The sequence below is a fragment of the Bradyrhizobium sp. USDA 4369 genome (assembly GCF_054056435.1).
The window spans coordinates 2,146,711-2,169,634 of the sequence record NZ_JBSRYH010000001.1 but is presented as its reverse complement, the minus strand read 5'-3'; the positions used below and the strand labels follow the sequence as shown (position 1 = coordinate 2,169,634).

The following is a 22,924-nucleotide window of genomic DNA, read 5'->3' as shown; positions in this document are numbered from 1 at the left end:
TGAGGTGAGACGCCGTCAGTGCTTTGCGGCGGCAGCGCCCAGGCGGTCGATGGTCGGTGCGTTGAGGCAATAGTCCTCATAGTGAGCGGCGGATGTGCCCGCCGCCAGATCGCGATGGCAGCGCGGCTTGTCCTTGCACATGGCGCAGACCCGCTCCATGTCGCGCAACACCAGCGGCTCGGCGCGGCCGAGCGCGGCCTCGTCGATGCCGAGCGCCTTGAGCATCTGCGGCAGCTCGTCGGCGGCGTGCTCGCCCTGCCGGACCAGTTCGTCGAGATCCGCCGGCGTGACCTGCAAATCCATCGCGATGCGCTCGAAATCGTCGCGATCGAGCTGCCTCAGTTCGCTGAGCTCGCGCCGGTGCCGGAGCCATTGTGCGAACGTGTCGATCAGGAATTGGACGCGTGGATAGGGCTTCGCTTGGGCGGTCATGGCTCGTCTCCGATGATGGCTGCAATCAATCACCGGGCCGGCAAACCGACGTTGCGTTAGATCAAGCAGCGGTGCGGCCGTGCGGGGGGCAGGAGGGCTCAGGCGCCGAAGCGGTCGGCCGCCCAGCCATACAGGCTGCCGGGCAGCGGGGCCTCGCCGCCGCGGCCCTTGGGCGAGATGTGCAGCCCGATGATGGCCGGGTCGCCGATCAGTCCGGCGAAGTCTGACGGATCGAAGAATGCCCTGGGCTCGGCATGCACCGCATAGAAGCTGCGCTTCGGCAGCGCATGGCGGAGCGAGCCGTACCGACGGGCCAGCGCGGTCAGCGCCGCCGGTCCGAAAATGGCGACGCGGATGTCCGACAGGCGGTTCGAGACGCCGCGCAGCCGCCGGAGTGCAAAGGTCAGCCGGTGGCGCAGCGACAGCCAGTTCGGCGTCAGCTCCTCCTGGGCCATCAGCGCGTCGAATTCGGCGACGATCGGATCGTTCGGCGGCAGATAGAGCACAGAGTTGCCGAGCTGCCGCGGCCGTTCCCAGGCGAAATAAGGCTGGGCCGGATCGATCTCGACCGGGCGCAGCAGCAGCACGTCGGCGTCGAGCCAGAGCCCGGCGCCTTGCGCCATCAGCCGCATCCGGAAGAAGTCGCTGAACTGCAAGGTGGTCCAGTCGCGCCAGCTGCCGTCGGGCTGCGGCGGCCTGAGACGCTCGGAGAACGCATAAGGCAGGATCGCCTCGGCCTCGGCGTTACCGACGCCATCGGGCAGCCCGGGCAGCGGATCGAAGCTGTAGACCGTGACCTTGTGACCGGCGGCGAGCTGCGAGCGCAGGCAGGTCTGGCGCAGCCGGTCGAGCGGTCCGCGCCAGAAGGTGACGACCTCGGGCAATACACGCGTCAAATGAGGACCGCTCTCGTGAACCGCGCTCGAAACAAAGCCCCGGACAAGGTCCGGGGCCTGTGAACTCTGGTGCTGAGCCCCGTGATCAGGCCCAGGCGCGCTCCGCCAGCTTGGCCTCGTAGCTGTCGATCGACGCCTTCTTCTCCAGCGTCAGCCCGATATCGTCGAGCCCGTTGAGCAGGCAGTGCTTGCGGAATGGGTCGATGTCGAATTTCACAGTGCCGCCGTCGGGGCCGCGGATTTCCTGGCTCGCGAGGTCGACCGTCAGGGTCGCATTGGCGCCGCGCTCGGCGTCGTCGAACAGCTTGTCGAGATCGGCCTGCGAGACGCGGATCGGCAGGATGCCGTTCTTGAAGCAGTTATTGTAGAAAATGTCGCCGAACGAGGTCGAGATCACGCAGCGGATGCCGAAGTCCAGGAGCGCCCAGGGGGCGTGCTCGCGGCTCGAGCCGCAGCCGAAATTGTCGCCGGCGACGAGGATCTTGGCGTTGCGATAGGCCGGCTGGTTGAGGACGAAATCAGGGTTCTCGCTGCCGTCGTCCTTATAGCGCTGCTCCGAGAACAGGCCCTTGCCGAGGCCGGTGCGCTTGATGGTCTTCAGGTACTGCTTGGGGATGATCATGTCGGTGTCGACATTGATGATCTTCAGCGGCGCAGCGACGCCTTCCAGCGTGGTGAACTTGTCCATCGGGGGGCACCTTCGAGAATATCGTTCAGGCCGCTGTTTAGCCCGATTGCCGAGGCGGATAAAGTCAAAATCCCCGGAGAGCCGGCCGCGATCGTCAGTCGGCGGAGGCCTCGATCGCGGCCATGTCGTCGTCGGACATTCCGAAATGGTGGCCGATCTCGTGGATCAGGACATGACGGAGGATGTGGCCGAGGCTTTCGTCGTGCTCGGCCCAGTAATCCAGGATCGGGCGCCGATAGAGCCAGATCATGTTGGGCAGGCGTGGCAGGTCGTCATTGCTGCGGAACGGCAACCCAGTGCCCTGGAACAGGCCGAGTAGGTCGAACTCGCTCTCCGCGTCCAACTGGTCGAGCACCTCCTCGGTCGGGAAGTCGTCGACCCGGATGATGACGCCTTCGCACATGGTGCGGAAATGCTCGGGCAGGCGCTCGAACATCTCATGCGCCATGATTTCCATGTCGGCGAGCGAGGGAGCTTTCAAATCTGTCCACATTGCCGCCTTCTAGCCCGACTTTGATCATGACGCATCCTGGTTTATGTCCTCAGGCGCGGTGGCCGTTGACGCGAGGGGTGAAAACGGCGACCGTCGTGATGCACGATTTGGTTGGGGGATGCATGGGACGGATGTCGATGATGCTCGCTGGAACAGCGCTCGCAACGGCGGTCTTGGTCTCGATCCCGGCCACAGCCCGGGCGGAGCAGCCGGCCGGTGCGCAGCTGCGCACCATCCCGAGCGACGCGAGCACGGATATTTCGGCGCAGCGCCGTCCGCGGCGGGTCCCGATCTATCCGCGCTATGAGGGACATTGGGAGCCGGACGTGGTGCCACGCTACAATCCGGGGCCGAATGCGGTCAGGGTGTGCGACGCGACCTATGTCCAAGAGAATCGGCCGAGCGGGACTGTCATCGTCCCCCATATGAGCTGCACATGGCGGCGTGGCTGATCCGCGCTCGCGCGCTGAGCACAACAGCAGCGGCATAGTCGCCAACGGTCTGCCGTGATCTTTCGTCTGGCGTGGCCTTCTCGACACAGTGCGCGATATGTCGCGCGCCGCGGCGGAACCGCGCGCGGCGATTCGGCATTCTGGTCCGTGCGCAGGTCTTCAGGTCCTATTCACGTCGCTCGTTCGAGATTGATCTGCGTCGTGCCGTGGCGGTCGCCATCATTCAGTTGATGAACGGGCGTTCGGTGCCAGACGTGATCTCAGCCGATCCAAGGAGAAGTTCATGACTGTGACGAAGCTGTTGGGCATCGCGGCGATCGGTGCTGTTCTGGCGCTGGCTGCACCGGCCGAACGCGCGCAGGCGCTGTCGCTCATCAATCCGGGCGCCGCGACGGCGGTGCAGCAGGGCACGGTCCAGGAGACCTCTCAGGTGCATTGGCACGGACGCCGACATTGGCATCCCCGCCGGCACTATTGGCACCCGCGGCGTCACTGGCACCCGCATCGCCATTGGCATCCGCACCGCCACTGGCATCGGCATCACCGGCACTGGTGAGCCTCGCGACCCTGCTTTGCGGGTCATGACCGAAATCAAACAGGCCCGCTTCGCGGGCCTGTAGTTTCACGGCGGGCTGGCGATGGGGTCTGCCATGAATGCACCGCTCAACACGATTCGGCATAACACGACTTGGCACAATAAGACCTGGCTTGGGATCGGCATCGTGACCGTGGCGATGTTGCTTGCAAGCTCTGCTGCAACCTCTCCCGTTGTCGCGTCACCGGAGAGGCGACAGGCAAGCCGCCAAGCGATGGTCGCTGCACTCGATCTCCGCCTGCGGCCTCGTCCCTGCAAACCGGCCGGTTGTTGGGTCGAAGCGCCGCATTATTACGGTCGTCCTGCCCATGATAGGCCGGCCTATCCGCCAGGGCCCGTCGTGCTGTTCACGCCGTTCCTTGACTAAGAACGTCAGCGATCAAGATCGTCGGCGTATCAACGTGCAGTGCGGTCGGGTCGCTCGCCAAGTCCGCGCACGAGCAGCACGATGGCCTCAGCACCGACTTTGCGATCCCGCGCAAGCTCCTGGTACGCGACCGACTCTGCCCAGGCGCGAAAATCGTGTTTGTCGGGAAGCGATATCAGCACGATCTTGTCACCGTCCCAGCGTCCTTCGATCAAGATTGGCGCCTCGTCGGGCGGCGAGAATGGGGCCGTTGTAGTTGCGAAAGACGTCGAAGAAGCCGGCCAGATAGCGATCATACGCGGCGCGATCAGTGATCTTGAGTCGCATGACAACGTAGACGCTCATGCAGAGTCTCCCTGCCGCGACGCCACGTCGCAGATGCGCGCGTTGCGTGTATCATTCATGCCGCATTCACGTCCCTATCACTACGTTCATGTTGGGGGTGCGCCAATCCACCGATCGGACGACCAGCAAGGGCGCTGCATAGGTCCATCGTTGCACAGCATTCAGGGAGAAGGGACCATGATGAGGATGAAAGACCAGCGTGCTGGTCTTGCTCGTCGCCTCAGTCTTGCGGCGGCAGCTTTGTTCCTACTGGCGGGCGCATCCAGTCGGCCTGCGCTTGCGATGTCGCCGGTCAGTCCCGGTGCCGGGTCGAGGGCGCAAGCGCCGTCCGACTCACTGGCCATCCAGGTGCGTGGCCCTGGCGGTCATGGTGGAGGCGGTGGCTTCCACGGCGGCGGCGGATTTCACGGTGGCGGCGGCTTCCATGGCGGTGGCGGGTTCCACGGTGGCGGCGGTGGCTTTCACGCTGGTCCCGCCTTCCACGGCGGCGGAGCCATGTTCAGAGGTGGTGGAGGCCCTGCGTTCCATGGTGGCCACGCCTTTGGAGGCGGTGGACCGCGTCCTGTGTTCCACGGTGGTGGCCCGGTGTTTCATGGCGGCGGTCCGCGGCCGATCTTCCATGGCGGCGGCTATCATCATCGTCCGCACTACGCCTACCGGCCGTACTTCCACCACCACCGGCGGCACTTCTACGGCTATCGCAGTTACTATTATCCGACCTACACGACCGGCTATTATTATCCCTACCGTCGCTGCCGCGTTGTCTGGACCCATTACGGACCGCGCCGCATCTGCCACTACCGGCATTGGCGGGGACATCATTGGCGTCATCATCACCGCTGGCACCATCGTCACACACCGCCACCACTGGCGCTATTACTGACGAGACCGAGAGCCCGAGCACGACATGGAAGGACGCCCAACGGCGTCCTTCTGTCGTTTGAGCGCCCAATCTGGTGCGGTGGTCAGAGCCAGTCCTTGAACTGCCAGTTCTTCACCGTCAGCTTCCACGGCACCAGCGTCTCCAGTCGCCATTTGGCAAAGCGTCCTGGCGGCCAGTTGGACAGCCGCCGCTCGTCCTTCGGGGCTTCGGGCTTGGCAATGATCTTGGCCGGCGGCGTCCGCCGGCGCTGCCGCGTTGCGTCGCGGATGAGGTCAACGAATTCCGGCTTATCGGCCATGGCAGGCTCCTCGGCACGTTCCTCTGCAGACGCCGCGCGTCCGGCGGTAGCATCATGCATGCGGAAGCTTAAGGAGCCCTTGCCGGGCGGGGTCGACATCGAGTCAAAATGAAAAGCGCGATGGCTCGGGGCCATCGCGCTTGTTCGCAGCTCGGTCGCCGAGCAGCTCTGCTGCTTCGGCGCATCAGAGCATCAGCGCCAGTCGCGCACGTCGACGAAGTGGCCGGCGATCGCGGCGGCTGCGGCCATCGCAGGCGACACCAGATGGGTGCGGCCCTTGAAGCCCTGGCGGCCCTCGAAATTGCGGTTCGAGGTCGAGGCGCAGCGCTCTTCCGGCGCCAGCTTGTCCGGGTTCATGGCGAGGCACATCGAGCAGCCCGGCTCGCGCCATTCGAAGCCGGCCTTGATGAAGATCTTGTCTAGCCCCTCAGCCTCGGCCTGCTCCTTGACGATGCCCGAGCCCGGCACGACCATCGCGTTGACATGGCCCGACACGGTCTTGCCCTCGGCGATCTTGGCGGCGGCGCGCAGATCCTCGATGCGGCCATTGGTGCAGGAGCCGATGAAGACGCGGTCGAGCTTGATGTCGGTGATCTTCGTGCCGGCGGTGAGGCCCATATATTTCAGCGCGCGGTGCTTGGAGATGCGCTTGGCCTCATCGGCGATCTTGTCCGGATCGGGCACCACGCCGGTCACCGAAATCACGTCCTCGGGCGAGGTGCCCCAGGTCACGATCGGCGGCAGCTTGGCGGCGTCGAGCCGCAGCTCGTGGTCGAAATGCGCGCCGTCGTCGGAGCGTAGCGTCTCCCAATAGCGCATCGCGGCATCCCAGGCCGCGCCCTTCGGGGCCTTGGGACGGCCGCGCAGGAAGTCATAGGCCTTCTCGTCCGGCGCCACCAGGCCGGCGCGGGCGCCGCCCTCGATCGACATGTTGCAGACGGTCATGCGGCCTTCCATCGACAGCGCACGGATCGCCTCGCCGGCGTATTCGAGCACGTAGCCGGTACCGCCAGCGGTGCCGATCTCGCCGATGATGGCGAGGATGATGTCCTTGCCCGTCACGCCCTCCGGCAGCTTGCCGTCGACGGTGACGCGCATGTTCTTGGCCTTCTTCTGGATCAGCGTCTGCGTCGCCAGCACATGCTCGACCTCGGAGGTGCCGATGCCGTGCGCCAACGCGCCAAACGCGCCATGCGTCGAGGTGTGGCTGTCACCACAGACGATCGTGGTGCCCGGCAGGGTAAAGCCCTGCTCGGGGCCGATGACGTGGACGATGCCCTGGCGGCGGTCGAACTCGTTGTAATATTCGATGCCGAATTGCTTGGCGTTCTCGGCCAGCGCCTTGATCTGCTCGATGCTCTCCGGATCCGGATTGGGCTTGGAACGATCGGTGGTCGGCACGTTGTGGTCGACGACGGCGAGCGTCTTCTCGGGCGCATGGACCTTGCGGCCGGTCATGCGCAGCCCTTCGAACGCCTGCGGCGAGGTCACCTCGTGCACCAGGTGGCGGTCGATATAGAGCAGGCAGGTGCCGTCCTCGGCTTCGTGCACCAGATGGTCGTTCCAGATCTTGTCGTACAGCGTGGTCGGTTTCGACATGAGCGAATGCTCCCGGGAATGAAGGTTTGAATCAGGACGCGTGACGGGCACGCGTAATCAGGACTGAGGCGCTGCGGCTTACAGCGCGCGCCTAAGCTCCGATGTCGCCGAGGTGGCGAAGCGTCCGAAGAACCGCCCGGGCAGCCGGCGGCGATCGTCGATGACGACGCGGCGGCAGGCCATGCTGGTGCGATCTAGAACCATTTCAGGCGATATATAGCACGCACGGCGCGGAGTGCGAGATGCGTTTGTGGCCGCCGTCCTTCGCGCGCAATGACGAGGGCAAAAACAAAAAAGCGCGGGGCCAGCCCGCGCTTTTCATCAACCCAAGGGCTGCAACGATTACTCGTTGACCGCGGTCTGCTGGCGGTCCTGCTTCTCGACGATGCGGGCCGACTTGCCGCGCAGCTGGCGCAGGTAATAGAGCTTGGCGCGACGCACCTTGCCGCGGCGCACGACCTTGATCGAGTCGATCATCGGGGAGAGGATCGGGAACACGCGCTCCACGCCCTCGCCGTAGGAGATCTTGCGCACCGTGAAGCTCTCATTGATGCCGCCACCGGAGCGGCCGATGCAGACGCCCTCATAAGCCTGCACGCGGGTGCGGTCGCCTTCGACCACCTTCACGTTGACGATCACGGTGTCGCCGGGTCCGAAATCCGGAATGGTCTTGTTGGCGGACAGCTTATCGAACTGCTCTTTTTCGAGCTGCTGAATCAGGTTCACGGGTAAATCTCCATCGGCGGCGCGCCCAGCCGGGTCACGCGGGCTGCGCTTGTTCCTGCCGTCACTTGCGGAATTGGGCGCTCCTATAAGCCAAAGCGCGAGGCTTGTCACCCGTCTGTCGTGCTTTTTGGCGCTTTTTGGCCGGTCCCGCTTTGTTCTCGTCCCTGGCGTGCCTGCCATTCGGCCCAGAGATCCGGCCGGCGCGCTTGCGTGAGCGCCTCGGACTGCGACCGCCGCCAGGCGGCGACCTTGGCGTGATCGCCGGAGGTGAGCACATCCGGAATGGTCCGGCCCTCGAACAGTTGCGGGCGGGTGTATTGCGGGTATTCGAGTAGGCCGTCCGAGAAACTCTCATCGGTGCCCGATTCGAGCTTGCCCATCACGCCCGGCAGCAGCCGCACGCAGGCATCGATCAGCACCAGCGCCGCGATCTCGCCGCCCGACAGCACATAGTCGCCGATGGAGACCTCGATGAGCTCCCGGGCATCGATGACGCGCTGGTCGATGCCTTCGAACCGGCCGCACACGATCAATGGCCCTGGGCCGGCCGCGAGGTCGCGGACGACGGCCTGGGTCAATGGCCGACCGCGCGGGCTCATCAGGAGCCGCGGCCGCTCCGGCGCGACCTCTGTCGCGTCGATCGCTGCCGCCAGCACGTCGGCGCGCAGCACCATGCCGGGCCCACCGCCGGCCGGCGTGTCATCGACGCTGCGGTGCTTGTCGGTGGCCGACGCCCGGATATCGCGCGCCTCCAGCGACCAGATGCCGCCCGTCAGCGCGCGGCCGGCCAGGCTGACGCCGAGCGGCCCGGGAAACATCTCGGGAAACAGGGTGAGCACGGTGGCGCGCCAGGGTGCGGCGGGCGATGCGGAGGAAGCGGTCATGACGTTCTGTTACGGCACCGGCGCGGTGAGATCGAGCCCCTGGATCGATACCGCGTCCGCCGCTCGAGCGGCCGCATGATCGGAGCCGTCCCGGACAAGCCGTGACGCGCATCGGCGCGTCGCGGCGCCGATCCGGGACCATACCGCGGGCTGTCGGGGGCGGGGCAGTTGGCCGGTCCCGCGCAACCCAATCAGCTGCGGTGGCTATGGGTCCCCGCTTTCGCGGGGACGACGAGCTGGGTTTGGCGCGGCAGCATCGTCATGATCCGAGTCATCGGACGCCGCTTCATCCTCGCCCTCGATCTCTGCAGGCAGTTCGATGATCACACGACCACCCGCGAGGTCGACCGTTGGCACCACGGCATTTGTGAACGGCAGCATCAGCGTGCTGCCGGAGGGCGGGGCGATCTCGATGATATCGCCGGCGCCGAAATTATGGATCGCGAGCACGCGGCCGAGCGGTGCGCCCGCCGTCGTCTCTGCAGCCAGGCCGATCAGGTCGGCATGGTAGTATTCGTCGTCATCGGTCTCCGGCAGGCGGTCGCGGGGCACATAGAGCTCGAGCCCGTTGAGCCGCTCGGCCGCATTGCGGTCGGTGACGCCTTTGATCGTTGCGACGAGATGATCCTTGGCCTCGCGCGCCTTGGCGACCTCGAACGATCGGCTGCCGTCCTTGGTCGTGAGCGGGCCGTAATGCAGCACGGCCAGCGGATCCTCGGTGAAGGTCCATAAACGAACATCGCCGCGCACGCCGTGCGCGGCGCCGATCTTGGCGACGCAGATGAGCTTGGACATCAGGAGGCCTCGTCCTTCGAGACGCGCGCAACGGCGCGCTCCTCAGGACGAGGAGCCACGTCCTCATGCTGAGGAGCACGGCGCAAGCCGTGCGTCTCGAAGCATGAGGCCGCGCTCGTCAAGGGACCTTAGCCCTTGGCGGCGGCTTCGGCCTGCGCCTTGCGCTCCTTGCGCGGCACGGCCTTGATCGGGTTCTGGCGGGCTTCGCGCTTCTTGACGCCGGCGGCATCGAGGAAGCGGGCGACGCGGTCGGACGGCTGCGCGCCCTTGGCGAGCCAGCCCTTCACCTTCTCCATGTCGAGCTTGAGGCGCGCCTCGTTGTCCTTCGGCATCAGCGGATTGAAATAGCCGAGACGCTCGATGAAGCGGCCGTCACGCGGGAAGCGCGAGTCGGCGACGACGACGTGATAGACCGGGCGCTTCTTGGTGCCGGCACGGGCGAGACGGATGACGACGGACATGAAAACTCTCCTTTGAGGACGATGTCTTGATACGAAGTTGGATGGGTCGTCATTGCGAGCCAACGGGTCCGCGCCAAGCGCGGCCCGATGACAAGCTCCGCGAAGCAATCCAGGGCGGCGTGCGCGACTCTGGATTGCTTTGTCGCTTCGCTCCTCGCAATGACGGAAGAGAGGTCATTTCTTCTTCCCCGGAGGCAGCCCGAGGCCGGGCAAGGTCGGCTTGCCGCTGAGGCCGGTGAGGCCCGGCAGATTGGGCAAACCGCCGCGCAGGCCGGCGGGGAGATCCTTCGGCAAATTCGGCAGGCCGCCGCCGGGCAGGCCGCCCGGCATCTTCTCGGCCAGCGCCTTGAGCTGCTCGGGCGAGGGCATGCCGCCACCGCCGCCAAACCCCATCGCCTGGGCGATGCCGGCCAGCGGGCCGCGCTTGCCGGAGCCCATGGCCTTCATCACGTCGGCCATGTTCCGGTGCATCTTGAGCAGCTTGTTGACGTGCTCGACGCTCTGGCCGGAGCCGGCGGCGATACGCTTCTTGCGGCTGGCCTTGAGCAGGTCGGGATGCTTGCGCTCCTCGCGGGTCATCGAATCGATGATCGCGACCTGGCGCTTGAGGATCTTGTCGTCGATCCCGGCGGCCGCGATCTGATTCTTCATCTTGGAGATGCCGGGCATCATGCCCATCAGCCCGCTGATGCCGCCCATCTGGGCCATCTGTAGCAGCTGCTCGCGCATGTCGTTGAGGTCGAACTGACCCTTGCGCATCTTCTCGGCGGCGCGCGCGGCCTTTTCGGCGTCGATGTTGGCCGCGGCCTTCTCGACCAGCGAGACGATGTCGCCCATGCCGAGGATACGGCCGGCGATACGCGAGGGATAGAAGTCCTCGAGCGCATCGGTCTTTTCGCCTGTGCCGAGCAGCTTGATCGGCTTGCCGGTGACCGCACGCATCGACAGCGCCGCACCGCCACGGCCGTCGCCGTCGATACGGGTCAGCGCGATGCCGGTGAGGCCGACGCGCTGGTCGAAGGCGCGGGCGAGGTTGACGGCGTCCTGGCCGGTCAGCGAGTCCGCGACCAGCAGCACCTCGTGCGGGTTGGCGACCGCCTTGATCTCGGCGGCCTCCTTCATCATGTCCTCGTCCAGCGTGGTGCGGCCGGCGGTGTCGAGCAGCACCACGTCATAGCCGCCGAGCTTGGCGGCCTCGATGGCGCGGCGCGCGATCTGCGGCGGCATCTGGCCGGCGACGATCGGCAGGGTCGGGATGTCGAGATCGCGGCCGAGCACCGCGAGCTGCTCCATGGCGGCCGGACGGTAGACGTCGAGCGAGGCCATCAGCACCTTGCGCTTGTCGCGCTGGACCATGCGGCGGGCGAGCTTGGCGGTGGTCGTCGTCTTGCCGGAGCCCTGCAGGCCGACCATCATGATCGGCACCGGCGGCACGGCATTGAGGTCGATGGTCTGGCCCTCGTCGCCGAGCGTCTTGACCAGCTCGTCATGGACGATCTTGACCACCATCTGGCCGGGGGTCACCGACTTGACGACCGTGGCGCCGATCGCCTGCTCGCGCACGCGCTCGGTGAAGCTGCGGACAACCTCCAGCGCGACGTCGGCCTCGAGCAGCGCCCGGCGGACCTCGCGCATCGCGGCGTCGACATCGGCTTCCGAGAGCGAACCGCGCCCCGTCAGCCGATCGAGAATGCCGCCAAGCCTTTCCGACAGATTGTCGAACAATGCCGTTATCCCTGTTGGTGCCTCGCCCTGAGGAGCTGGCAAAGCCTGCGTCTCGAAGGGCGACCACATCGTCGGCCTCATCCTTCGAGACGCCGCATTCGCGGCTCCTCAGAATGAGGGTCGTCCAAACAATTTTGCGCCCGAGGGCGCACAGCGCTGTCGGGCGTTGACCTCCGGTCTCCAGGGCCGGGCGGTGGCTCGAAAAGACGAAACTTTCCGAAATTCGGCCGGGTTAAACCCCCGGGAGACGGAAAAGTCAAGGAAACTTGCGTCCCGGCGTCCCGTTGCCGGACCTTGCGGGGCTGCTTACCTCTTGCGCCAGTTCAGCTTTCCCGCGAGGACGCCTTGCTCCGCCGTTCCAGGACCTATTCCGGCCCCGTCACCGACCATTTTGACGGCAAACGCTTCTGCGATCCCGATGGCGCCCCGCCCGTATCCCTCTCGCAAGTGCTGCGCTGGCAACTCGACCGCAACGGCAAGCGCGCCCGCTGGCCGAAATGGGCGCCGAGCCCACATTCCGATACGCCGCCGCACAAGGTTCATGCCGAGGCGGTGCGGCTGTCCTTCATCGGCCATGCCAGCTGGCTGGTCCAGACCGGTGGGCTGAACATCCTCGTCGACCCCGTCTGGTCGGAGCGGGTGTCGCCGTTCTCGTTTGCCGGCCCCCGCCGGCACAACGATCCCGGCATCGCCTTCGAGGCCTTGCCTCATATCGATGTCGTGCTGGTCTCGCATGGCCATTACGACCATCTCGACCTCCGCACGCTGTCGCGGTTGACCGCGCGCTTCGCCCCGCGGGTCGTCACGCCGCTCGGCAACGACCTCACCATGACCGCGGCGGATTCGAAGATCCGCGCCGAGGCTTATGACTGGCATGACCGCGTCACCTTGAACGACGAGGTCGCCGTCACCCTGGTGCCGACGCGGCACTGGACGGCGCGCGGCGTGTTCGACCGCAACAAGGCGCTGTGGGCGAGCTTCGTGCTGGAGACGCCGCGCGGCAAGTTCTACATCGTCTGCGATTCCGGCTACGGCACCGGCAAGCATTTCCGCCGCGTCGCCGAACTGCATGCGCCCATCAGGCTCGCGATCCTGCCGATCGGCGCCTATGAGCCGCGCTGGTTCATGCGCGACCAGCATATGAACCCGGAGGAGGCCGTGCAGGCGCTGCAGGATTGCGGCGCCGAGACCGCGCTGGCGCATCATCATGGCACCTTCCAGCTCACCGACGAGGCGATCGACGCGCCGGTTCACGCGCTGCACGCTGCGCTCGATTCCGCAGGCATCCCGCGCGAGCGTTTCGGCGTGCTGAAGCCGGGACAGGTGGTGGAGATCTAGGCAGACTGCCGCAACAAAACAGGTGTCGTCGCGCTGCCGGTTCACGACCGTGCATGAATGGGCTGCGCCGAGGGAGTGCGCCTACGGGCCGGCCTTGATCGCCCAGGTGACATTGACCGTGATCGACAGCGTCTCCTCGCCCTGCGCCACCGGTGTCGGCGTCGCGGCCATCGGTGCGCCGAAGTTCTTGGCGCGGAACACCGGCGCGGGGGCGCCGTCCTCGGAGATGCTGAGCGGCTGGCCGAGCGTGACGCCGGCCGCCTTGGCGTAGATCTCGGCCTTTCGCCGTGCGTCGGCGACGGCCTTCTCGCGCGCGTCATCGAGCAGCTTCGACGGCTCGGCAACGGTGAAATAGATGTTGCCGACATCGTTGGCGCCGGCGCCGACCACCGTGTCGATCACGCTGGCCACTTTGCCCACGTCGCGTAGCTTGATGGTGACACGGTTCGAGGCCCGATAGCCGGTGACCTGCGCCTGGCCCGGTCGGTTCGGGGCATATTGCGGCTGTAGCGACAGCCGCGAGGTCTGGACATCCTTGTCGGCTAATCCCGCCGTCTTCAGCGCCTGCAGCACCTTGGTCATCGCGGTATTGTTGGCCTCGGCGGCCTCGCGCGCGGTCTTGGCGTCGGACGCCACCCCGGCATCGATCTGCGCCAGATCCGGCGGCGCCGAGACGCTGGCCTCGCCGCTGACGGTGATCGCGGGCATGTCGAGCCGCGGTCCGTCCTCTGCGACCGCCGGAAGCGCGATGCAGCCCGCAATCGCGGCTGCCAGGATCGATCTGATCATCAGGGCACTCATTTCAGCGGCACATAGACGTTGATGATGAGCTTGTCCTCGGCGGTCTTCAAGGGGTCGGTCATGTACTCCTCGATGAACGTGTCCTTGGCTTCGAGGCGGCGCTCGTCGAGATGGTTCGTGATCGCCTCATACGTGTTGTCCATGTTGTCGTAGGAGCCGCGATGGACGAATTTCAAGGCCTTGCCTTCCGGCGACTGGCCGATGCTCATGCCCTTGCCGAGCGTCTTCGGCTCCTGCTCGATCGGCATCTCGGCCAGGAAGGTGAAGCCGTTGTCGTCGGTCGACGTGTAGACGATCATGCCGTTGCCGGCGGGCTTCACGCCTTGCTTGTCCAACATGGTTGACAGCGCCTTGAAGGAATCGATCAGCGTGTCGAAGGCATTGTCCCAATTGGCGGTGCCCTTGACGAGGACAACCTTCTTGGCCTCGAGCTTGATCTCGTCGCCGAAGGCGTCGGTCGTCTGGGTGGGCGGTGTGGCCGGCGCCTGGCCGGGGGCGGGGGACGGCGGCGGTGAGGGGCTGGCGCTGGCTGCCGGCGTCGGGCTGGCTGCGGGAGCCGCTGCGGCCGGCGCCGGGGTCGTGCTCGGGGCCGGCGGGGAGGGCGTCGCCGATACCGCCGGAGCCGTGGGGGCTGCCGGCGCCTGCGCCCGGGCGACCGGACCGCCCAGCGCAAAGGCGACCGAGCTCACGGCCAGAACGAGGCGGAAAGTGCTGAAATTCATTCGACTATTCTCCAGTGCCGTGCTGCCTTTGCCCGGTTCGTGCCGGCGAACGACCGGTCCTAACATGCCCGGCGGCGCGGCGTCCCATGACAGATGCGTCATGTCAGTCTGCGGACTGGTCAAGGCCGCGGCTGAGGCCATATAAAGCGGACAAAATTTGGATAATTTCATGAGCGCGCTGGCCAACCACAGCTTCGTCAAAATGAACGGGATCGGCAACGAGATCGTCGTGCTTGATCTGCGTGACCTGAAGCATGTGGTCACGCCCGACGAGGCGCGAGCGGTTGCAGCGCGCGTTCCCTACGACCAGTTGATGGTGCTGCAGCCGCCCCGGCTCGACGGTACCGAGGCGTTCATCCGCATCTACAACAATGACGGGTCGGAGTCCGGTGCCTGCGGCAACGGCATGCGCTGCGTCGTCCGCCAGGTGTTCGAGAAGACCGGCCAGGCCAGCGCGACCTTCGAGACCCGTGCCGGACTCCTGAACTGCTGGCAGGGCCCCGCGCCCGACCTCTACACCGTCGACATGGGGGTGCCGAAATTCGGTTGGCAGGAGATTCCCCTGGCCGAGGAGTTCCGCGACACCCGCTATATCGAGCTGCAGATCGGGCCGATCGATGCGCCCATCCTGCACTCGCCCTCGGTGGTCAACATGGGCAATCCGCATGCGGTGTTCTGGGTGGATGGCGACGTCAATTCCCATGACCTGGAGCGGTTCGGACCGCTGCTGGAAAATCACCCGATCTTCCCGGAGCGCGCCAACATCACGCTCGCCCACATCGTCGATCGCGACCACATCACGATGCGCACCTGGGAGCGCGGCGCGGGGCTGACGAAGGCCTGCGGCTCGGCGGCCTGCGCCACGGCGGTCGCGGCCGCCCGGCTGAAGCGGGCCAATCGTATCGTCCAGATGACCTTGCCCGGTGGCGAGCTGACGATCGAATGGCGCGAGCGTGACGATCACGTGCTGATGACGGGCACTGCGACGTTCGAGTTCGAGGGCCGGTTCGAGCCACAGCTGTTCGCCAGCGTGGCATGAGCGTCGATGTCGTCACCTTCGGCTGCCGGCTGAACGCGTTCGAGTCCGAGCTGATCGCGCGACACGCGGAGGCGGCGGGCGCCTCCGACACCATCGTCATCAACAGCTGCGCGGTCACCAATGAGGCCGTGGCGCAGGCACGGCAAACGATCCGCAAGCTGAAACGCGAGCGCCCGGCGGCGCGCATCGTCGTGACCGGCTGCGCGGCGCAGACGCAGGCCGGCATGTTTGCTGACATGCCCGAGGTCGATCGCGTCATTGGCAATGAGGACAAGCTGCAGCTCGATGCCTGGCGCGTGACGGCGCAGGCGCTGGCGGCGCCGCGCTTCGGCATCGACACATCCGAGAAGGTCGCCGTTTCCGACATCATGGCCGTGACGGAGATGGCGCCGCATCTGGTCGACGGTTTTCAGCGCGGCCTGCCGCGGGTGTTCGTCCAGGTGCAGAACGGCTGCGATCATCGCTGCACCTTCTGCATCATCCCGTTCGGCCGCGGCAATTCGCGCTCGGTGCCGATGGGGGCGGTCGTCGACCATGTGCGTGCGCTGGCCGCGCGCGGCCATGCCGAGATCGTCCTGACCGGCGTCGATCTGACCAGCTACGGCCACGACCTGCCGGGGACGCCGAAGCTCGGCCGGCTGGTGAAGCAGATCTTGCGTCACGTGCCGGAACTGCAGCGGCTGCGCATCTCCTCGATCGACTCGATCGAAGCCGATGCCGATCTGCTCGACGCGCTCGCAGACGATACCCGGCTGATGCCGCATCTGCATCTGTCGCTGCAGGCCGGCGACGACTTGGTCCTGAAGCGGATGAAGCGGCGGCATTCGCGCGCCGATGCGGTCGCGTTCTGTCAGCAAGTGCGGAGATTGCGGCCAGACGTCGTGCTTGGTGCCGATCTGATCGCGGGCTTTCCGACGGAGACGGAGGACATGTTTGCGCGCTCGCTCGAACTCGTTGAGGAATGCAGGCTGACCTTCCTGCATGTTTTTCCCTACTCGCCGCGCCCGGGCACGCCGGCGGCCCGCATGCCGCAGGTCGATGGCGCCGTCATCCGTGATCGTGCACGGCGCTTACGAGCAGCGGGTGAAACAGCGCTACGACAGCGGCTGGATGCCGAGATCGGCCGTGAGCGCGAGGTGCTGATCGAGAGCGAGACGCAGGGGCGCACAGAGCACTATCTGCCGGTGGCAATCGTCGGTGCGTTGCCGGGCATGGTGCAGCGTCTCACGGTCACAGCGCATGATGGTGCTCGGTTATTAGTCCAGAACCTCGTCAAGCCCGGCCATGACGAGTGGTGAGAGCGCGCTTCACTCGCCATTCCACCCGCACAGCTTCAGCCGCTCATGCATATGCGGCGGCGCTGGCGCGACGACATTCACCGGCGGCTTGTTGCGCGACAGCGGAATGGAAATCTCGCGCGCATGCAGGTGCAGCCGCGGCTCGCCGAAGCGGGGGCCGTTGCCATAGATGTTGTCGCCGACGATCGGCCAGCCCTGAGATGCCGCGTGCACGCGCAATTGATGCGTGCGGCCGGTGATCGGTTCCATCGCGAGCCAGGTGAGCCGCGGGCCGTTGGTGGCATGCACTGACTCTCCACTCGGCAACTGCGATCCCTCCCCCCTTGTGGGGGAGGGCTGGGGAGGGGGGTCCACACGGGCAGTCTTTGCTGCGACCCCCACCCCCGACCCCTCCCCGCAAAGGGGAGGGGAGTTCGTGCCGCAAATGAGAGGCGAGCTAGAGGATGAGCTGGCTGCCAAATGCGACCGCCCCAGCACGCGCCATTTCGTCACCGCCGGCTGGCCCTGCGGGTCCGGCTTCTGCCACCAGCCGCGTTCCGCATTCAGCTTGCCCAGCGGCAGCTCGATCACGCCTTCGTCAGCGTCGGGGCCGCCTTCGACGACCGCCCAATAGGTCTTCGAAATCTTGCCATGCTTGAACAAAAGCCCAAGCGAGGCCGTTGCCTTGCGATGGCGGCCGAGCACCAGACAGCCCGAGGTTTCCTTGTCCAGCCGATGCGCCAGCACCGGCGGGCGCGGCAGGCCGAAGCGCAGCGCATCGAACGACGCTTCCAGGTTCGGCCCGCCCTTCGGTCCCTTGTGCACGGGAATTCCGGCCGGCTTGTCGATCACCAGCATCAGCCCGTCGCGGTGGAGCACGCGGGCCAGCATCTCCTCATCGGAAGGTTGGTTAATATCCATGGAAACCGTAAAGGGGGTGCGAGGCTTTCGTTTGCGGGAGGAAAGGGCTAACACCACGCCATGAACGATACCACCTCCGAAACACCCAAGCTGTCGTGGTGGCGGCGGCTGTCGGCCGGCCTGAAGCGCACCTCCGGCGCGCTCGGCACGGCCGTGGCCGATCTCGTCACCAAGCGCAAGCTCGATCGCGCGATGCTCGACGACATCGAGGATGTGCTGCTGCGTGCCGATCTCGGCACCCAGGTGGCGGCGCGGATCGCCGAGGCGGTCGGGACCGGCCGCTACGACAAGGCGATCAGCGCCGACGAGGTGAAGGCCGTGGTCGCGACCGAGGTCGAGAAGGTGCTGGCGCCGGTGGCGAAGCCTCTCGAGATCGCGCCCGGCCACAAGCCGTTCGTTATTCTCGTCGTCGGCGTCAACGGCTCCGGCAAGACCACGACCATCGGCAAGCTGGCGGCAAAATTTGCTTCCGACGGCAAGCAGGTCATGCTGGCGGCGGGCGATACGTTCCGCGCCGCGGCCATCGAACAGCTGAAAGTCTGGGGCGAGCGGACCGCGGCGCCTGTCATCGCCGGAGCGCAGGGCTCGGATTCGGCGAGCCTCGCTTTCACAGCGATCACCGCGGCCAAGGAGCAGGCCCGTGACATCCTGCTGATCGACACCGCCGGCCGGCTGCAGAACAAGGCCGAGCTGATGAACGAGCTCGAAAAGGTGGTGCGTGTCATTCGCAAGGTCGACGCCTCGGCGCCGCATGCGGTGCTGCTCGTGCTCGATGCGACGGTGGGACAAAATGCGCTGTCGCAGGTCGAGGCGTTCCATCGTACGGCAGGTGTGACAGGTCTCGTGATGACCAAGCTGGACGGCACGGCGCGCGGCGGCATCCTGGTGGCGCTGTCGGAGAAGTTCAAGCTGCCGGTGCATTTCATCGGCGTCGGGGAAGGCGTCGACGACCTGCAGCCCTTCGCCGCCAGGGATTTTGCGCGGGCGATTGCCGGCATCGAGGATTGACGTCACCGCGCCATCCCGTGGCGTGGACGTAGGTAACGACTGGATCAGCCGCGGCTGATGGCAGCCAACAGGACATCGAATGGACAAGACCCAGCCGCACCCGTTGTTCAAGCTCGCGACCGAGCTTGGTCCGCTGATCGTGTTCTTCGTGGTCAACGCCAAGTTCAATCTGTTCGCGGCGACCGGCGCCTTCATGGTCGCGATCATCGCGGCGCTGATCGCGTCCTATGTCGTCACCAAGCACGTGCCGCTGATGGCGATCGTCACCGGCATCGTCGTGCTGGTGTTCGGCACGCTCACTCTGGTGCTGCACGACGAGACCTTCATCAAGGTCAAGCCGACCATCATCTATGGCCTGTTCGCGGCCGTGCTCGGCGGCGGGCTGCTGTTCAACCGCTCCTTCATCGCCATCATGTTCGATCAGATGTTCAATCTGACGCCGGCCGGCTGGCGGGTTCTCACCTTCCGCTGGGCGTTGTTCTTCGCCGCGATGGCGGTGCTGAACGAGATCATCTGGCGCACCCAGAGCACGGATTTCTGGGTCGGCTTCAAGGCCTTCGGCGTGGTGCCGCTGACCATGATCTTCGCCATCGCCCAGATGCCGCTGATCAAGCGCTACCATCAGGAGCCGGCGTCGCTGGAAGCCAGCGATGCAGCCGAGGGCGATGTGAGCAAGGGGTAGCTCTCCCCGTCTCCGTCATTGCGAGGAGCGTAGCGACGAAGCAATCCAGAGCTCAGCATGCCGCCCTGGATTGCTTCGCTTCGTTCGCAATGACGAAAACCAACGGTTTGTCGTAAGCAGATTACGACCCCGCCTTCAGCGCCTTCTCGATCTCCGGCTTCAACACCGCGTCGATATTCTGGACCGTGATCGGGCCAACCAGCTTGTAGACGATGGTGCCTTCGCGTCCGACGACGAAGGTCTCGGGCACGCCATAGACGCCCCATTCGATGCCGGCGCGGCCGTTGCCGTCGACGCCGACGACGTCATAGGGGTTGCCGTAGCGGCCAAGGAAGCGGCGGGCGTTGTCGGCGCCGTCCTTGTAGTTGATGCCGATGATCTGGAAGCGCTTGTCGCGGCCGAGCTCCACCAGCAGCGGCGCCTCGTCGTGGCAGGGCACGCACCAGGACGCCCAGACGTTGACGATGCTGACCTTGCCCTTGAGAGCGGCCGGGTCGAGTCCTGGCACCGGCGTGCCGTCTTTGGCCAGTTCGGGCAGCGCCGGCAGCGGCGTGTTCGGGGCGGGGCGGCCGATCAAGGCAGAGGGAATCCGCGACGGATCGCCATTGCCGAGCCGGAACCAGAACAGCGCCGCAAGCCCGAGAAACACCACGAGCGGCAGCAGCATGAGGAATGAGCGGCGCCGCGGCGCACGCTCCGTTGCAGCCTGTTCGGTCATTGGATGTCCGTCGCCGCGCGGCCTGAGCGCCGGCTGACGCCGCTCTCCTCGAGCGCGCGCAGCCGCGCCTTCTGGGTGCGGTAGTCGATCGCGATCCAGACAATGAGCAGCACCACGACGAGCGCGGCGGCGAGATAGGAGGTTGCGATGAAGGAGGTGTAGGGACCGAGGTCCATGTCAGGCGGCTCCCACGATCTGGCCGGTTGCACCGCTCGCAGGGGCGCTACCCGTATAGGCGCGCGCCTGCATCATCTGCAGGCTGCGCACGCGCCGGCGCAGGATCTCGTTGCGCATGGCAGCGACATGCAATGTCACAAACAGGAACGAGAAGCCGATCGCCATCACCAGCAGCGGAATCAGGAACGATTTGTCGAGCGCAGGGCCGCCCATCCGCATCACCGAAGCCGGCTGATGCAGCGTGTTCCACCAGTCGACCGAAAACTTGATGATCGGCAAATTGATCGCGCCGACCAGCGTCAGCACGGCGGCGGCGCGGGCGGCGCGCGTCGGATCCTCGACCGCGCGCCACAGCGCCATCAGGCCGAGATACATCAGGAACAGGATCAGCACCGAGGTCAGCCGCGCATCCCATTCCCAATAGGTGCCCCACATCGGCCGGCCCCACAGCGAGCCGGTCAGCAGGGCGAGAAAGGTGAAGCTGGCGCCGATCGGGGCGGCCGCTTTTGCCGCGACATCGGCAAGCGGGTGTCGCCACACCAGGGTGCCGAGCGAGGCGAGGCTCATGACGCCCCAGACGAACATCGACAGCCACGCGTTCGGCACGTGGATGAACATGATCTTGACGGTGGCGCCCTGCTGATAATCGTCGGGCGCCAGCGCCGAGAGGTACAGGCCGGCGCCCAGCAGCACGACCGTAACCAGCGCCAGCCACGGCAGCAGCCGTGCCGTCAGCGCAAGGAACCGGGTGGGATTGGCGAGGTCGATCAGCGACATGAGAACCTTGTTAAAGGCGGAAGCCGTTGCAGGCAATCAGCACGGTGCGTCTGGCCAAGAGTTGATCATGGTCAAACCCCGCCGGTGTTCGGTTAGTCCAGGCCGTTGCGGAGGCTTGTTGCAGCTGCGAAGGGGCCGATCACGAAGCTGACCAGCGACAAGGCGCAGAGGATCGAGAACGGCGCCCCGAACGGCAGCGGGCCTGTGATGGCGGCCTGCGACGCCGCCACGCCGAAGATCAGCACCGGGATCGACAGTGGCAGCACCAGCACGGCCAACAGCAACCCGCCGCGCGACATCGTCACCGCCAGCGCCGCACCGATCATGCCGATGAAGGTCAGCGCCGGCGTGCCGGCCAGCAAGGTCAGCGCGACAGCGCCGGTGGCAGTGGCATCGAGGTTGAGCAGCAGGCCGAGCACCGGCGTGGCGATGACCAGGGGCAGGCCAGCCGCGAGCCAGTGCGCCAGCGCCTTCGCGGCGCAGGCGAGCTCCAGCGGTGTCCGGCTCATCACGATCAGGTCGAGCGAGCCGTCCTCATGGTCGGCGGTGAACAGCCGGTCCAGGGTCAGCAGGCTGGCGAGCAGGGCGCCGAGCCACAGGATCGCCGGGCCGAGCCGGGTCAGCAGCGCGAGGTCGGGCCCGACCGCGAACGGCATCAGCACCACGACGGTGAGAAAGAACAGCACGCCAATCAGCGCGCCGCCACCGATGCGCAGCGCGATCCGGATGTCGCGGCGAATGAGAGCTCCGAGCGCGGTCATGCGGGAAGGGCCTCGGGTGTGGACGCGTTGCCGGAGAGGGAGCCGTGTTCCCTTTCTCTCCCCCCGCACACTGCGTTCCCTCGCCTCTTGTGGGGGAGGGCTAGGGAGGGGGATGGCTCCGGGCGAGACTGCCCGTGGGGACCCCCACCCCCGACCCCTCCCCGCAAGGGGGAGGAGGGCGCAAACCGATGGGACGGAATTTGACACACGGGGATCTTGTCCAAAACGATGGACCACGTCGTGGGGCCTCCCCCCTGACCCTCCCCCACAAGGGGGGAGGGAACGGAGAGCGCGGTGGGCTTGGCGCAAAGAATGCTGACGGTCATCGTACTCATGCTCCGATCCGCAGCTCGCGCGTGTCGATGCCGAGCGGGCCGTGCGTGGCCGCCACGATCAGCCCGCCCCCGGCGAGATGCTCGCGCATCAGGCCGGCGAACATCGCCTGGCCTGCGACGTCGAGCGCTGCGGTCGGCTCGTCGAGCAGCCACAGCAGACGGGGGACGGCGAGCAGGCGGGCCAATGACAGTCGGCGGCGCTGGCCGGCGGAGAGATAGCCGGCGGGCAGATCGATCGCGTGGGCGATGCCGACGGCGGCGAGACAGTCGGCGATCGGCCGCGTCGTGCCGCCGCCGAGGAAGTCGGCCCAGAACGCCAGATTCTCGCGCACGCTGAGCGCCGGCTTCAGCGCGTCGCGGTGGCCGAGATAATGCGCCTGCTCCGGCACCGTCAGCTCGGTCTCGCTGCCCTCGATGGCGATGGTGCCACCGGCAGGCAGCAGGAGCCCTGCGATCAGCCGCAGCAATGAGGTCTTGCCGGCGCCATTGTGCCCGGTCACCGCCAGCGCCTCGCCCGCGACCGCCTCGAAGGCAAGGCCTGCGAACACCTCACGGCCGCCGCGCACGCATCTGACGTCGTGTCCGAACAATCTGGGAGCAAGCTGCATGGCCTGTCGTGACAGCCCTTACGAAATTGAAGGCTAGCGTGTGAGAATTTGTGGGTGATGCCACGTCGCGACTTGCTTGTGGCTGTGGCGGCGCAGTTAGAAAGCTTCTATAAGCCCGACC

General features: G+C 66.1%; 28 protein-coding genes and 1 pseudogene. 8 read left to right on the top strand and 21 right to left on the bottom strand.

What is annotated here, in order from left to right:
• Positions 1-15: 15 nt before the first annotated feature.
• The 4 genes from ACVIJ6_RS09805 to ACVIJ6_RS09790 all read right to left on the bottom strand — a co-directional run bounded on the left by ACVIJ6_RS09805 (position 16) and on the right by ACVIJ6_RS09790 (position 2,509).
• Positions 16-432, bottom strand: coding sequence for a DUF6455 family protein (locus ACVIJ6_RS09805; protein WP_456772552.1), 417 nt, complete (start codon positions 430-432; stop codon positions 16-18).
• A 98-nt stretch (positions 433-530) separates the two neighbouring features.
• On the bottom strand, positions 531-1,328 hold the full coding sequence (locus ACVIJ6_RS09800; RefSeq protein WP_456772551.1) for a hypothetical protein: 798 nt from the start codon (positions 1,326-1,328) through the stop codon (positions 531-533).
• 85 nt (positions 1,329-1,413) lie between these two features.
• Entirely contained in the window at positions 1,414-2,016 is a 603-nt protein-coding gene (gene leuD, locus ACVIJ6_RS09795; protein ID WP_012040696.1) for a 3-isopropylmalate dehydratase small subunit, read from the bottom strand.
• Positions 2,017-2,110: 94 nt separating this feature from the next.
• Positions 2,111-2,509 carry a metallopeptidase family protein gene (locus tag ACVIJ6_RS09790; protein WP_456772550.1) on the bottom strand — a complete coding sequence of 133 codons (399 nt, stop codon included), beginning with the start codon at positions 2,507-2,509 and terminating at the stop codon, positions 2,111-2,113.
• A gap of 140 nt (positions 2,510-2,649) precedes the next feature.
• Here ACVIJ6_RS09790 and ACVIJ6_RS09785 point away from each other — a divergent pair, with 140 nt between their 5' ends.
• A complete protein-coding gene (locus ACVIJ6_RS09785) occupies positions 2,650-2,961 on the top strand; it encodes a hypothetical protein (protein WP_456772549.1) in 312 nt (103 codons plus the stop codon).
• 283 nt (positions 2,962-3,244) lie between these two features.
• Complete coding sequence (locus ACVIJ6_RS09780; protein WP_012040699.1) at positions 3,245-3,517, top strand: hypothetical protein; 273 nt, start codon at positions 3,245-3,247, stop codon at positions 3,515-3,517.
• A 435-nt stretch (positions 3,518-3,952) separates the two neighbouring features.
• Here ACVIJ6_RS09780 and ACVIJ6_RS09775 read toward each other — a convergent pair whose 3' ends face one another.
• Positions 3,953-4,138 carry a DUF1330 domain-containing protein gene (locus ACVIJ6_RS09775; protein ID WP_456772548.1) on the bottom strand — a complete coding sequence of 62 codons (186 nt, stop codon included), beginning with the start codon at positions 4,136-4,138 and terminating at the stop codon, positions 3,953-3,955.
• Positions 4,113-4,268 (bottom strand): DUF1330 domain-containing protein, encoded by a 156-nt coding sequence (locus ACVIJ6_RS09770; protein WP_456772547.1) that lies wholly within the window; start codon positions 4,266-4,268, stop codon positions 4,113-4,115. The genes ACVIJ6_RS09775 and ACVIJ6_RS09770 overlap by 26 nt, the downstream gene beginning before the upstream one ends.
• 177 nt (positions 4,269-4,445) lie before the next feature.
• Here ACVIJ6_RS09770 and ACVIJ6_RS09765 point away from each other — a divergent pair.
• Positions 4,446-5,151 (top strand): annotated as a pseudogene (locus tag ACVIJ6_RS09765) (hypothetical protein).
• 82 nt (positions 5,152-5,233) lie between these two features.
• On the opposite strand, the gene ACVIJ6_RS09760 reads toward ACVIJ6_RS09765, so the two are convergent.
• The 7 genes from ACVIJ6_RS09760 to ffh form a co-directional block, all read right to left on the bottom strand.
• On the bottom strand, positions 5,234-5,449 hold the full coding sequence (locus ACVIJ6_RS09760) for a hypothetical protein (RefSeq protein WP_012040703.1): 216 nt from the start codon (positions 5,447-5,449) through the stop codon (positions 5,234-5,236).
• Between the two features lie 192 nt (positions 5,450-5,641).
• Entirely contained in the window at positions 5,642-7,048 is a 1,407-nt protein-coding gene (leuC, locus tag ACVIJ6_RS09755) for a 3-isopropylmalate dehydratase large subunit (protein ID WP_456772546.1), read from the bottom strand.
• A 342-nt stretch (positions 7,049-7,390) separates the two neighbouring features.
• Complete coding sequence (gene rplS, locus ACVIJ6_RS09750; protein ID WP_456772545.1) at positions 7,391-7,774, bottom strand: 50S ribosomal protein L19; 384 nt, start codon at positions 7,772-7,774, stop codon at positions 7,391-7,393.
• A gap of 107 nt (positions 7,775-7,881) precedes the next feature.
• Positions 7,882-8,658: a tRNA (guanosine(37)-N1)-methyltransferase TrmD gene (gene trmD, locus ACVIJ6_RS09745; RefSeq protein WP_456772544.1), complete on the bottom strand. Its 777-nt coding sequence runs from the start codon at positions 8,656-8,658 to the stop codon at positions 7,882-7,884.
• Positions 8,659-8,862: 204 nt separating this feature from the next.
• Complete coding sequence (rimM, locus tag ACVIJ6_RS09740; RefSeq protein WP_456772543.1) at positions 8,863-9,453, bottom strand: ribosome maturation factor RimM; 591 nt, start codon at positions 9,451-9,453, stop codon at positions 8,863-8,865.
• Between the two features lie 128 nt (positions 9,454-9,581).
• Positions 9,582-9,914 (bottom strand): 30S ribosomal protein S16, encoded by a 333-nt coding sequence (rpsP, locus tag ACVIJ6_RS09735; protein ID WP_008964221.1) that lies wholly within the window; start codon positions 9,912-9,914, stop codon positions 9,582-9,584.
• A 174-nt stretch (positions 9,915-10,088) separates the two neighbouring features.
• Entirely contained in the window at positions 10,089-11,639 is a 1,551-nt protein-coding gene (ffh, locus tag ACVIJ6_RS09730; RefSeq protein ID WP_456772542.1) for a signal recognition particle protein, read from the bottom strand.
• 345 nt (positions 11,640-11,984) lie between these two features.
• On the opposite strand from ffh, the gene ACVIJ6_RS09725 reads away from it, so the two are divergent.
• Positions 11,985-12,977 (top strand): MBL fold metallo-hydrolase, encoded by a 993-nt coding sequence (locus ACVIJ6_RS09725; protein WP_456772541.1) that lies wholly within the window; start codon positions 11,985-11,987, stop codon positions 12,975-12,977.
• A gap of 81 nt (positions 12,978-13,058) precedes the next feature.
• On the opposite strand, the gene ACVIJ6_RS09720 is transcribed toward ACVIJ6_RS09725, so the two are convergent.
• Entirely contained in the window at positions 13,059-13,766 is a 708-nt protein-coding gene (locus ACVIJ6_RS09720; RefSeq protein WP_456772540.1) for an SIMPL domain-containing protein, read from the bottom strand.
• A gap of 8 nt (positions 13,767-13,774) precedes the next feature.
• Positions 13,775-14,500 (bottom strand): GyrI-like domain-containing protein, encoded by a 726-nt coding sequence (locus tag ACVIJ6_RS09715; RefSeq protein WP_456772539.1) that lies wholly within the window; start codon positions 14,498-14,500, stop codon positions 13,775-13,777.
• Positions 14,501-14,669: 169 nt separating this feature from the next.
• Between ACVIJ6_RS09715 and dapF the strand changes: the two genes are divergently transcribed.
• Positions 14,670-15,539, top strand: a complete 870-nt coding sequence (gene dapF / locus ACVIJ6_RS09710; protein WP_456772538.1) for a diaminopimelate epimerase — start codon at positions 14,670-14,672, stop codon at positions 15,537-15,539.
• Positions 15,536-16,837 (top strand): tRNA (N(6)-L-threonylcarbamoyladenosine(37)-C(2))-methylthiotransferase MtaB, encoded by a 1,302-nt coding sequence (mtaB, locus tag ACVIJ6_RS09705; RefSeq protein ID WP_456772537.1) that lies wholly within the window; start codon positions 15,536-15,538, stop codon positions 16,835-16,837. The genes dapF and mtaB overlap by 4 nt, the downstream gene beginning before the upstream one ends.
• A 9-nt stretch (positions 16,838-16,846) precedes the next feature.
• On the opposite strand, the gene ACVIJ6_RS09700 is transcribed toward mtaB, so the two are convergent.
• Entirely contained in the window at positions 16,847-17,737 is an 891-nt protein-coding gene (locus ACVIJ6_RS09700) for an RluA family pseudouridine synthase (RefSeq protein WP_456776948.1), read from the bottom strand.
• Positions 17,738-17,797: 60 nt separating this feature from the next.
• On the opposite strand from ACVIJ6_RS09700, the gene ftsY reads away from it, so the two are divergent.
• Both ftsY and ACVIJ6_RS09690 read left to right on the top strand, forming a co-directional pair.
• Positions 17,798-18,745 carry a signal recognition particle-docking protein FtsY gene (gene ftsY / locus ACVIJ6_RS09695; RefSeq protein ID WP_456772536.1) on the top strand — a complete coding sequence of 316 codons (948 nt, stop codon included), beginning with the start codon at positions 17,798-17,800 and terminating at the stop codon, positions 18,743-18,745.
• Between the two features lie 79 nt (positions 18,746-18,824).
• Entirely contained in the window at positions 18,825-19,427 is a 603-nt protein-coding gene (locus tag ACVIJ6_RS09690) for a septation protein A (protein ID WP_456772535.1), read from the top strand.
• A 121-nt stretch (positions 19,428-19,548) separates the two neighbouring features.
• Here ACVIJ6_RS09690 and ACVIJ6_RS09685 read toward each other — a convergent pair whose 3' ends face one another.
• The 5 genes from ACVIJ6_RS09685 to ccmA all read right to left on the bottom strand — a co-directional run bounded on the left by ACVIJ6_RS09685 (position 19,549) and on the right by ccmA (position 22,803).
• The gene (locus ACVIJ6_RS09685; RefSeq protein ID WP_456772534.1) at positions 19,549-20,145 is read right to left on the bottom strand and encodes a DsbE family thiol:disulfide interchange protein; all 597 of its coding nucleotides are present in this window, start codon (positions 20,143-20,145) and stop codon (positions 19,549-19,551) included.
• Positions 20,142-20,321: a heme exporter protein CcmD gene (gene ccmD / locus ACVIJ6_RS09680; RefSeq protein ID WP_456772533.1), complete on the bottom strand. Its 180-nt coding sequence runs from the start codon at positions 20,319-20,321 to the stop codon at positions 20,142-20,144. The genes ACVIJ6_RS09685 and ccmD overlap by 4 nt, the downstream gene beginning before the upstream one ends.
• A gap of 1 nt (position 20,322) precedes the next feature.
• Positions 20,323-21,099, bottom strand: coding sequence for a heme ABC transporter permease (locus ACVIJ6_RS09675; protein WP_456772532.1), 777 nt, complete (start codon positions 21,097-21,099; stop codon positions 20,323-20,325).
• A 92-nt stretch (positions 21,100-21,191) separates the two neighbouring features.
• A complete protein-coding gene (ccmB, locus tag ACVIJ6_RS09670) occupies positions 21,192-21,860 on the bottom strand; it encodes a heme exporter protein CcmB (RefSeq protein ID WP_456772531.1) in 669 nt (222 codons plus the stop codon).
• A gap of 331 nt (positions 21,861-22,191) precedes the next feature.
• Entirely contained in the window at positions 22,192-22,803 is a 612-nt protein-coding gene (ccmA, locus tag ACVIJ6_RS09665; protein WP_456772530.1) for a heme ABC exporter ATP-binding protein CcmA, read from the bottom strand.
• Between the last annotated feature and the right edge of the window lie 121 nt (positions 22,804-22,924).

Excerpts from the sequence above, each read along its gene's own strand:
- ACVIJ6_RS09805 (WP_456772552.1), bottom strand. The coding sequence starts at position 432 with ATGACCGCCCAAGCGAAGCCCTATCCACGCGTCCAATTCCTGATCGAC.
- leuD (WP_012040696.1), bottom strand. The coding sequence starts at position 2,016 with ATGGACAAGTTCACCACGCTGGAAGGCGTCGCTGCGCCGCTGAAGATC.
- ACVIJ6_RS09790 (WP_456772550.1), bottom strand. The coding sequence starts at position 2,509 with ATGTGGACAGATTTGAAAGCTCCCTCGCTCGCCGACATGGAAATCATG.
- ACVIJ6_RS09785 (WP_456772549.1), top strand. The coding sequence starts at position 2,650 with ATGCTCGCTGGAACAGCGCTCGCAACGGCGGTCTTGGTCTCGATCCCG.
- ACVIJ6_RS09780 (WP_012040699.1), top strand. The coding sequence starts at position 3,245 with ATGACTGTGACGAAGCTGTTGGGCATCGCGGCGATCGGTGCTGTTCTG.
- ACVIJ6_RS09770 (WP_456772547.1), bottom strand. The coding sequence starts at position 4,268 with ATGAGCGTCTACGTTGTCATGCGACTCAAGATCACTGATCGCGCCGCG.
- ACVIJ6_RS09760 (WP_012040703.1), bottom strand. The coding sequence starts at position 5,449 with ATGGCCGATAAGCCGGAATTCGTTGACCTCATCCGCGACGCAACGCGG.
- leuC (WP_456772546.1), bottom strand. The coding sequence starts at position 7,048 with ATGTCGAAACCGACCACGCTGTACGACAAGATCTGGAACGACCATCTG.
- trmD (WP_456772544.1), bottom strand. The coding sequence starts at position 8,658 with ATGACCGCTTCCTCCGCATCGCCCGCCGCACCCTGGCGCGCCACCGTG.
- rimM (WP_456772543.1), bottom strand. The coding sequence starts at position 9,453 with ATGTCCAAGCTCATCTGCGTCGCCAAGATCGGCGCCGCGCACGGCGTG.
- rpsP (WP_008964221.1), bottom strand. The coding sequence starts at position 9,914 with ATGTCCGTCGTCATCCGTCTCGCCCGTGCCGGCACCAAGAAGCGCCCG.
- ACVIJ6_RS09720 (WP_456772540.1), bottom strand. The coding sequence starts at position 13,766 with ATGATCAGATCGATCCTGGCAGCCGCGATTGCGGGCTGCATCGCGCTT.
- ACVIJ6_RS09715 (WP_456772539.1), bottom strand. The coding sequence starts at position 14,500 with ATGAATTTCAGCACTTTCCGCCTCGTTCTGGCCGTGAGCTCGGTCGCC.
- dapF (WP_456772538.1), top strand. The coding sequence starts at position 14,670 with ATGAGCGCGCTGGCCAACCACAGCTTCGTCAAAATGAACGGGATCGGC.
- mtaB (WP_456772537.1), top strand. The coding sequence starts at position 15,536 with ATGAGCGTCGATGTCGTCACCTTCGGCTGCCGGCTGAACGCGTTCGAG.
- ACVIJ6_RS09700 (WP_456776948.1), bottom strand. The coding sequence starts at position 17,737 with ATGGATATTAACCAACCTTCCGATGAGGAGATGCTGGCCCGCGTGCTC.
- ftsY (WP_456772536.1), top strand. The coding sequence starts at position 17,798 with ATGAACGATACCACCTCCGAAACACCCAAGCTGTCGTGGTGGCGGCGG.
- ACVIJ6_RS09690 (WP_456772535.1), top strand. The coding sequence starts at position 18,825 with ATGGACAAGACCCAGCCGCACCCGTTGTTCAAGCTCGCGACCGAGCTT.
- ACVIJ6_RS09685 (WP_456772534.1), bottom strand. The coding sequence starts at position 20,145 with ATGACCGAACAGGCTGCAACGGAGCGTGCGCCGCGGCGCCGCTCATTC.
- ccmD (WP_456772533.1), bottom strand. The coding sequence starts at position 20,321 with ATGGACCTCGGTCCCTACACCTCCTTCATCGCAACCTCCTATCTCGCC.
- ACVIJ6_RS09675 (WP_456772532.1), bottom strand. The coding sequence starts at position 21,099 with ATGTCGCTGATCGACCTCGCCAATCCCACCCGGTTCCTTGCGCTGACG.
- ccmB (WP_456772531.1), bottom strand. The coding sequence starts at position 21,860 with ATGACCGCGCTCGGAGCTCTCATTCGCCGCGACATCCGGATCGCGCTG.
- ccmA (WP_456772530.1), bottom strand. The coding sequence starts at position 22,803 with ATGCAGCTTGCTCCCAGATTGTTCGGACACGACGTCAGATGCGTGCGC.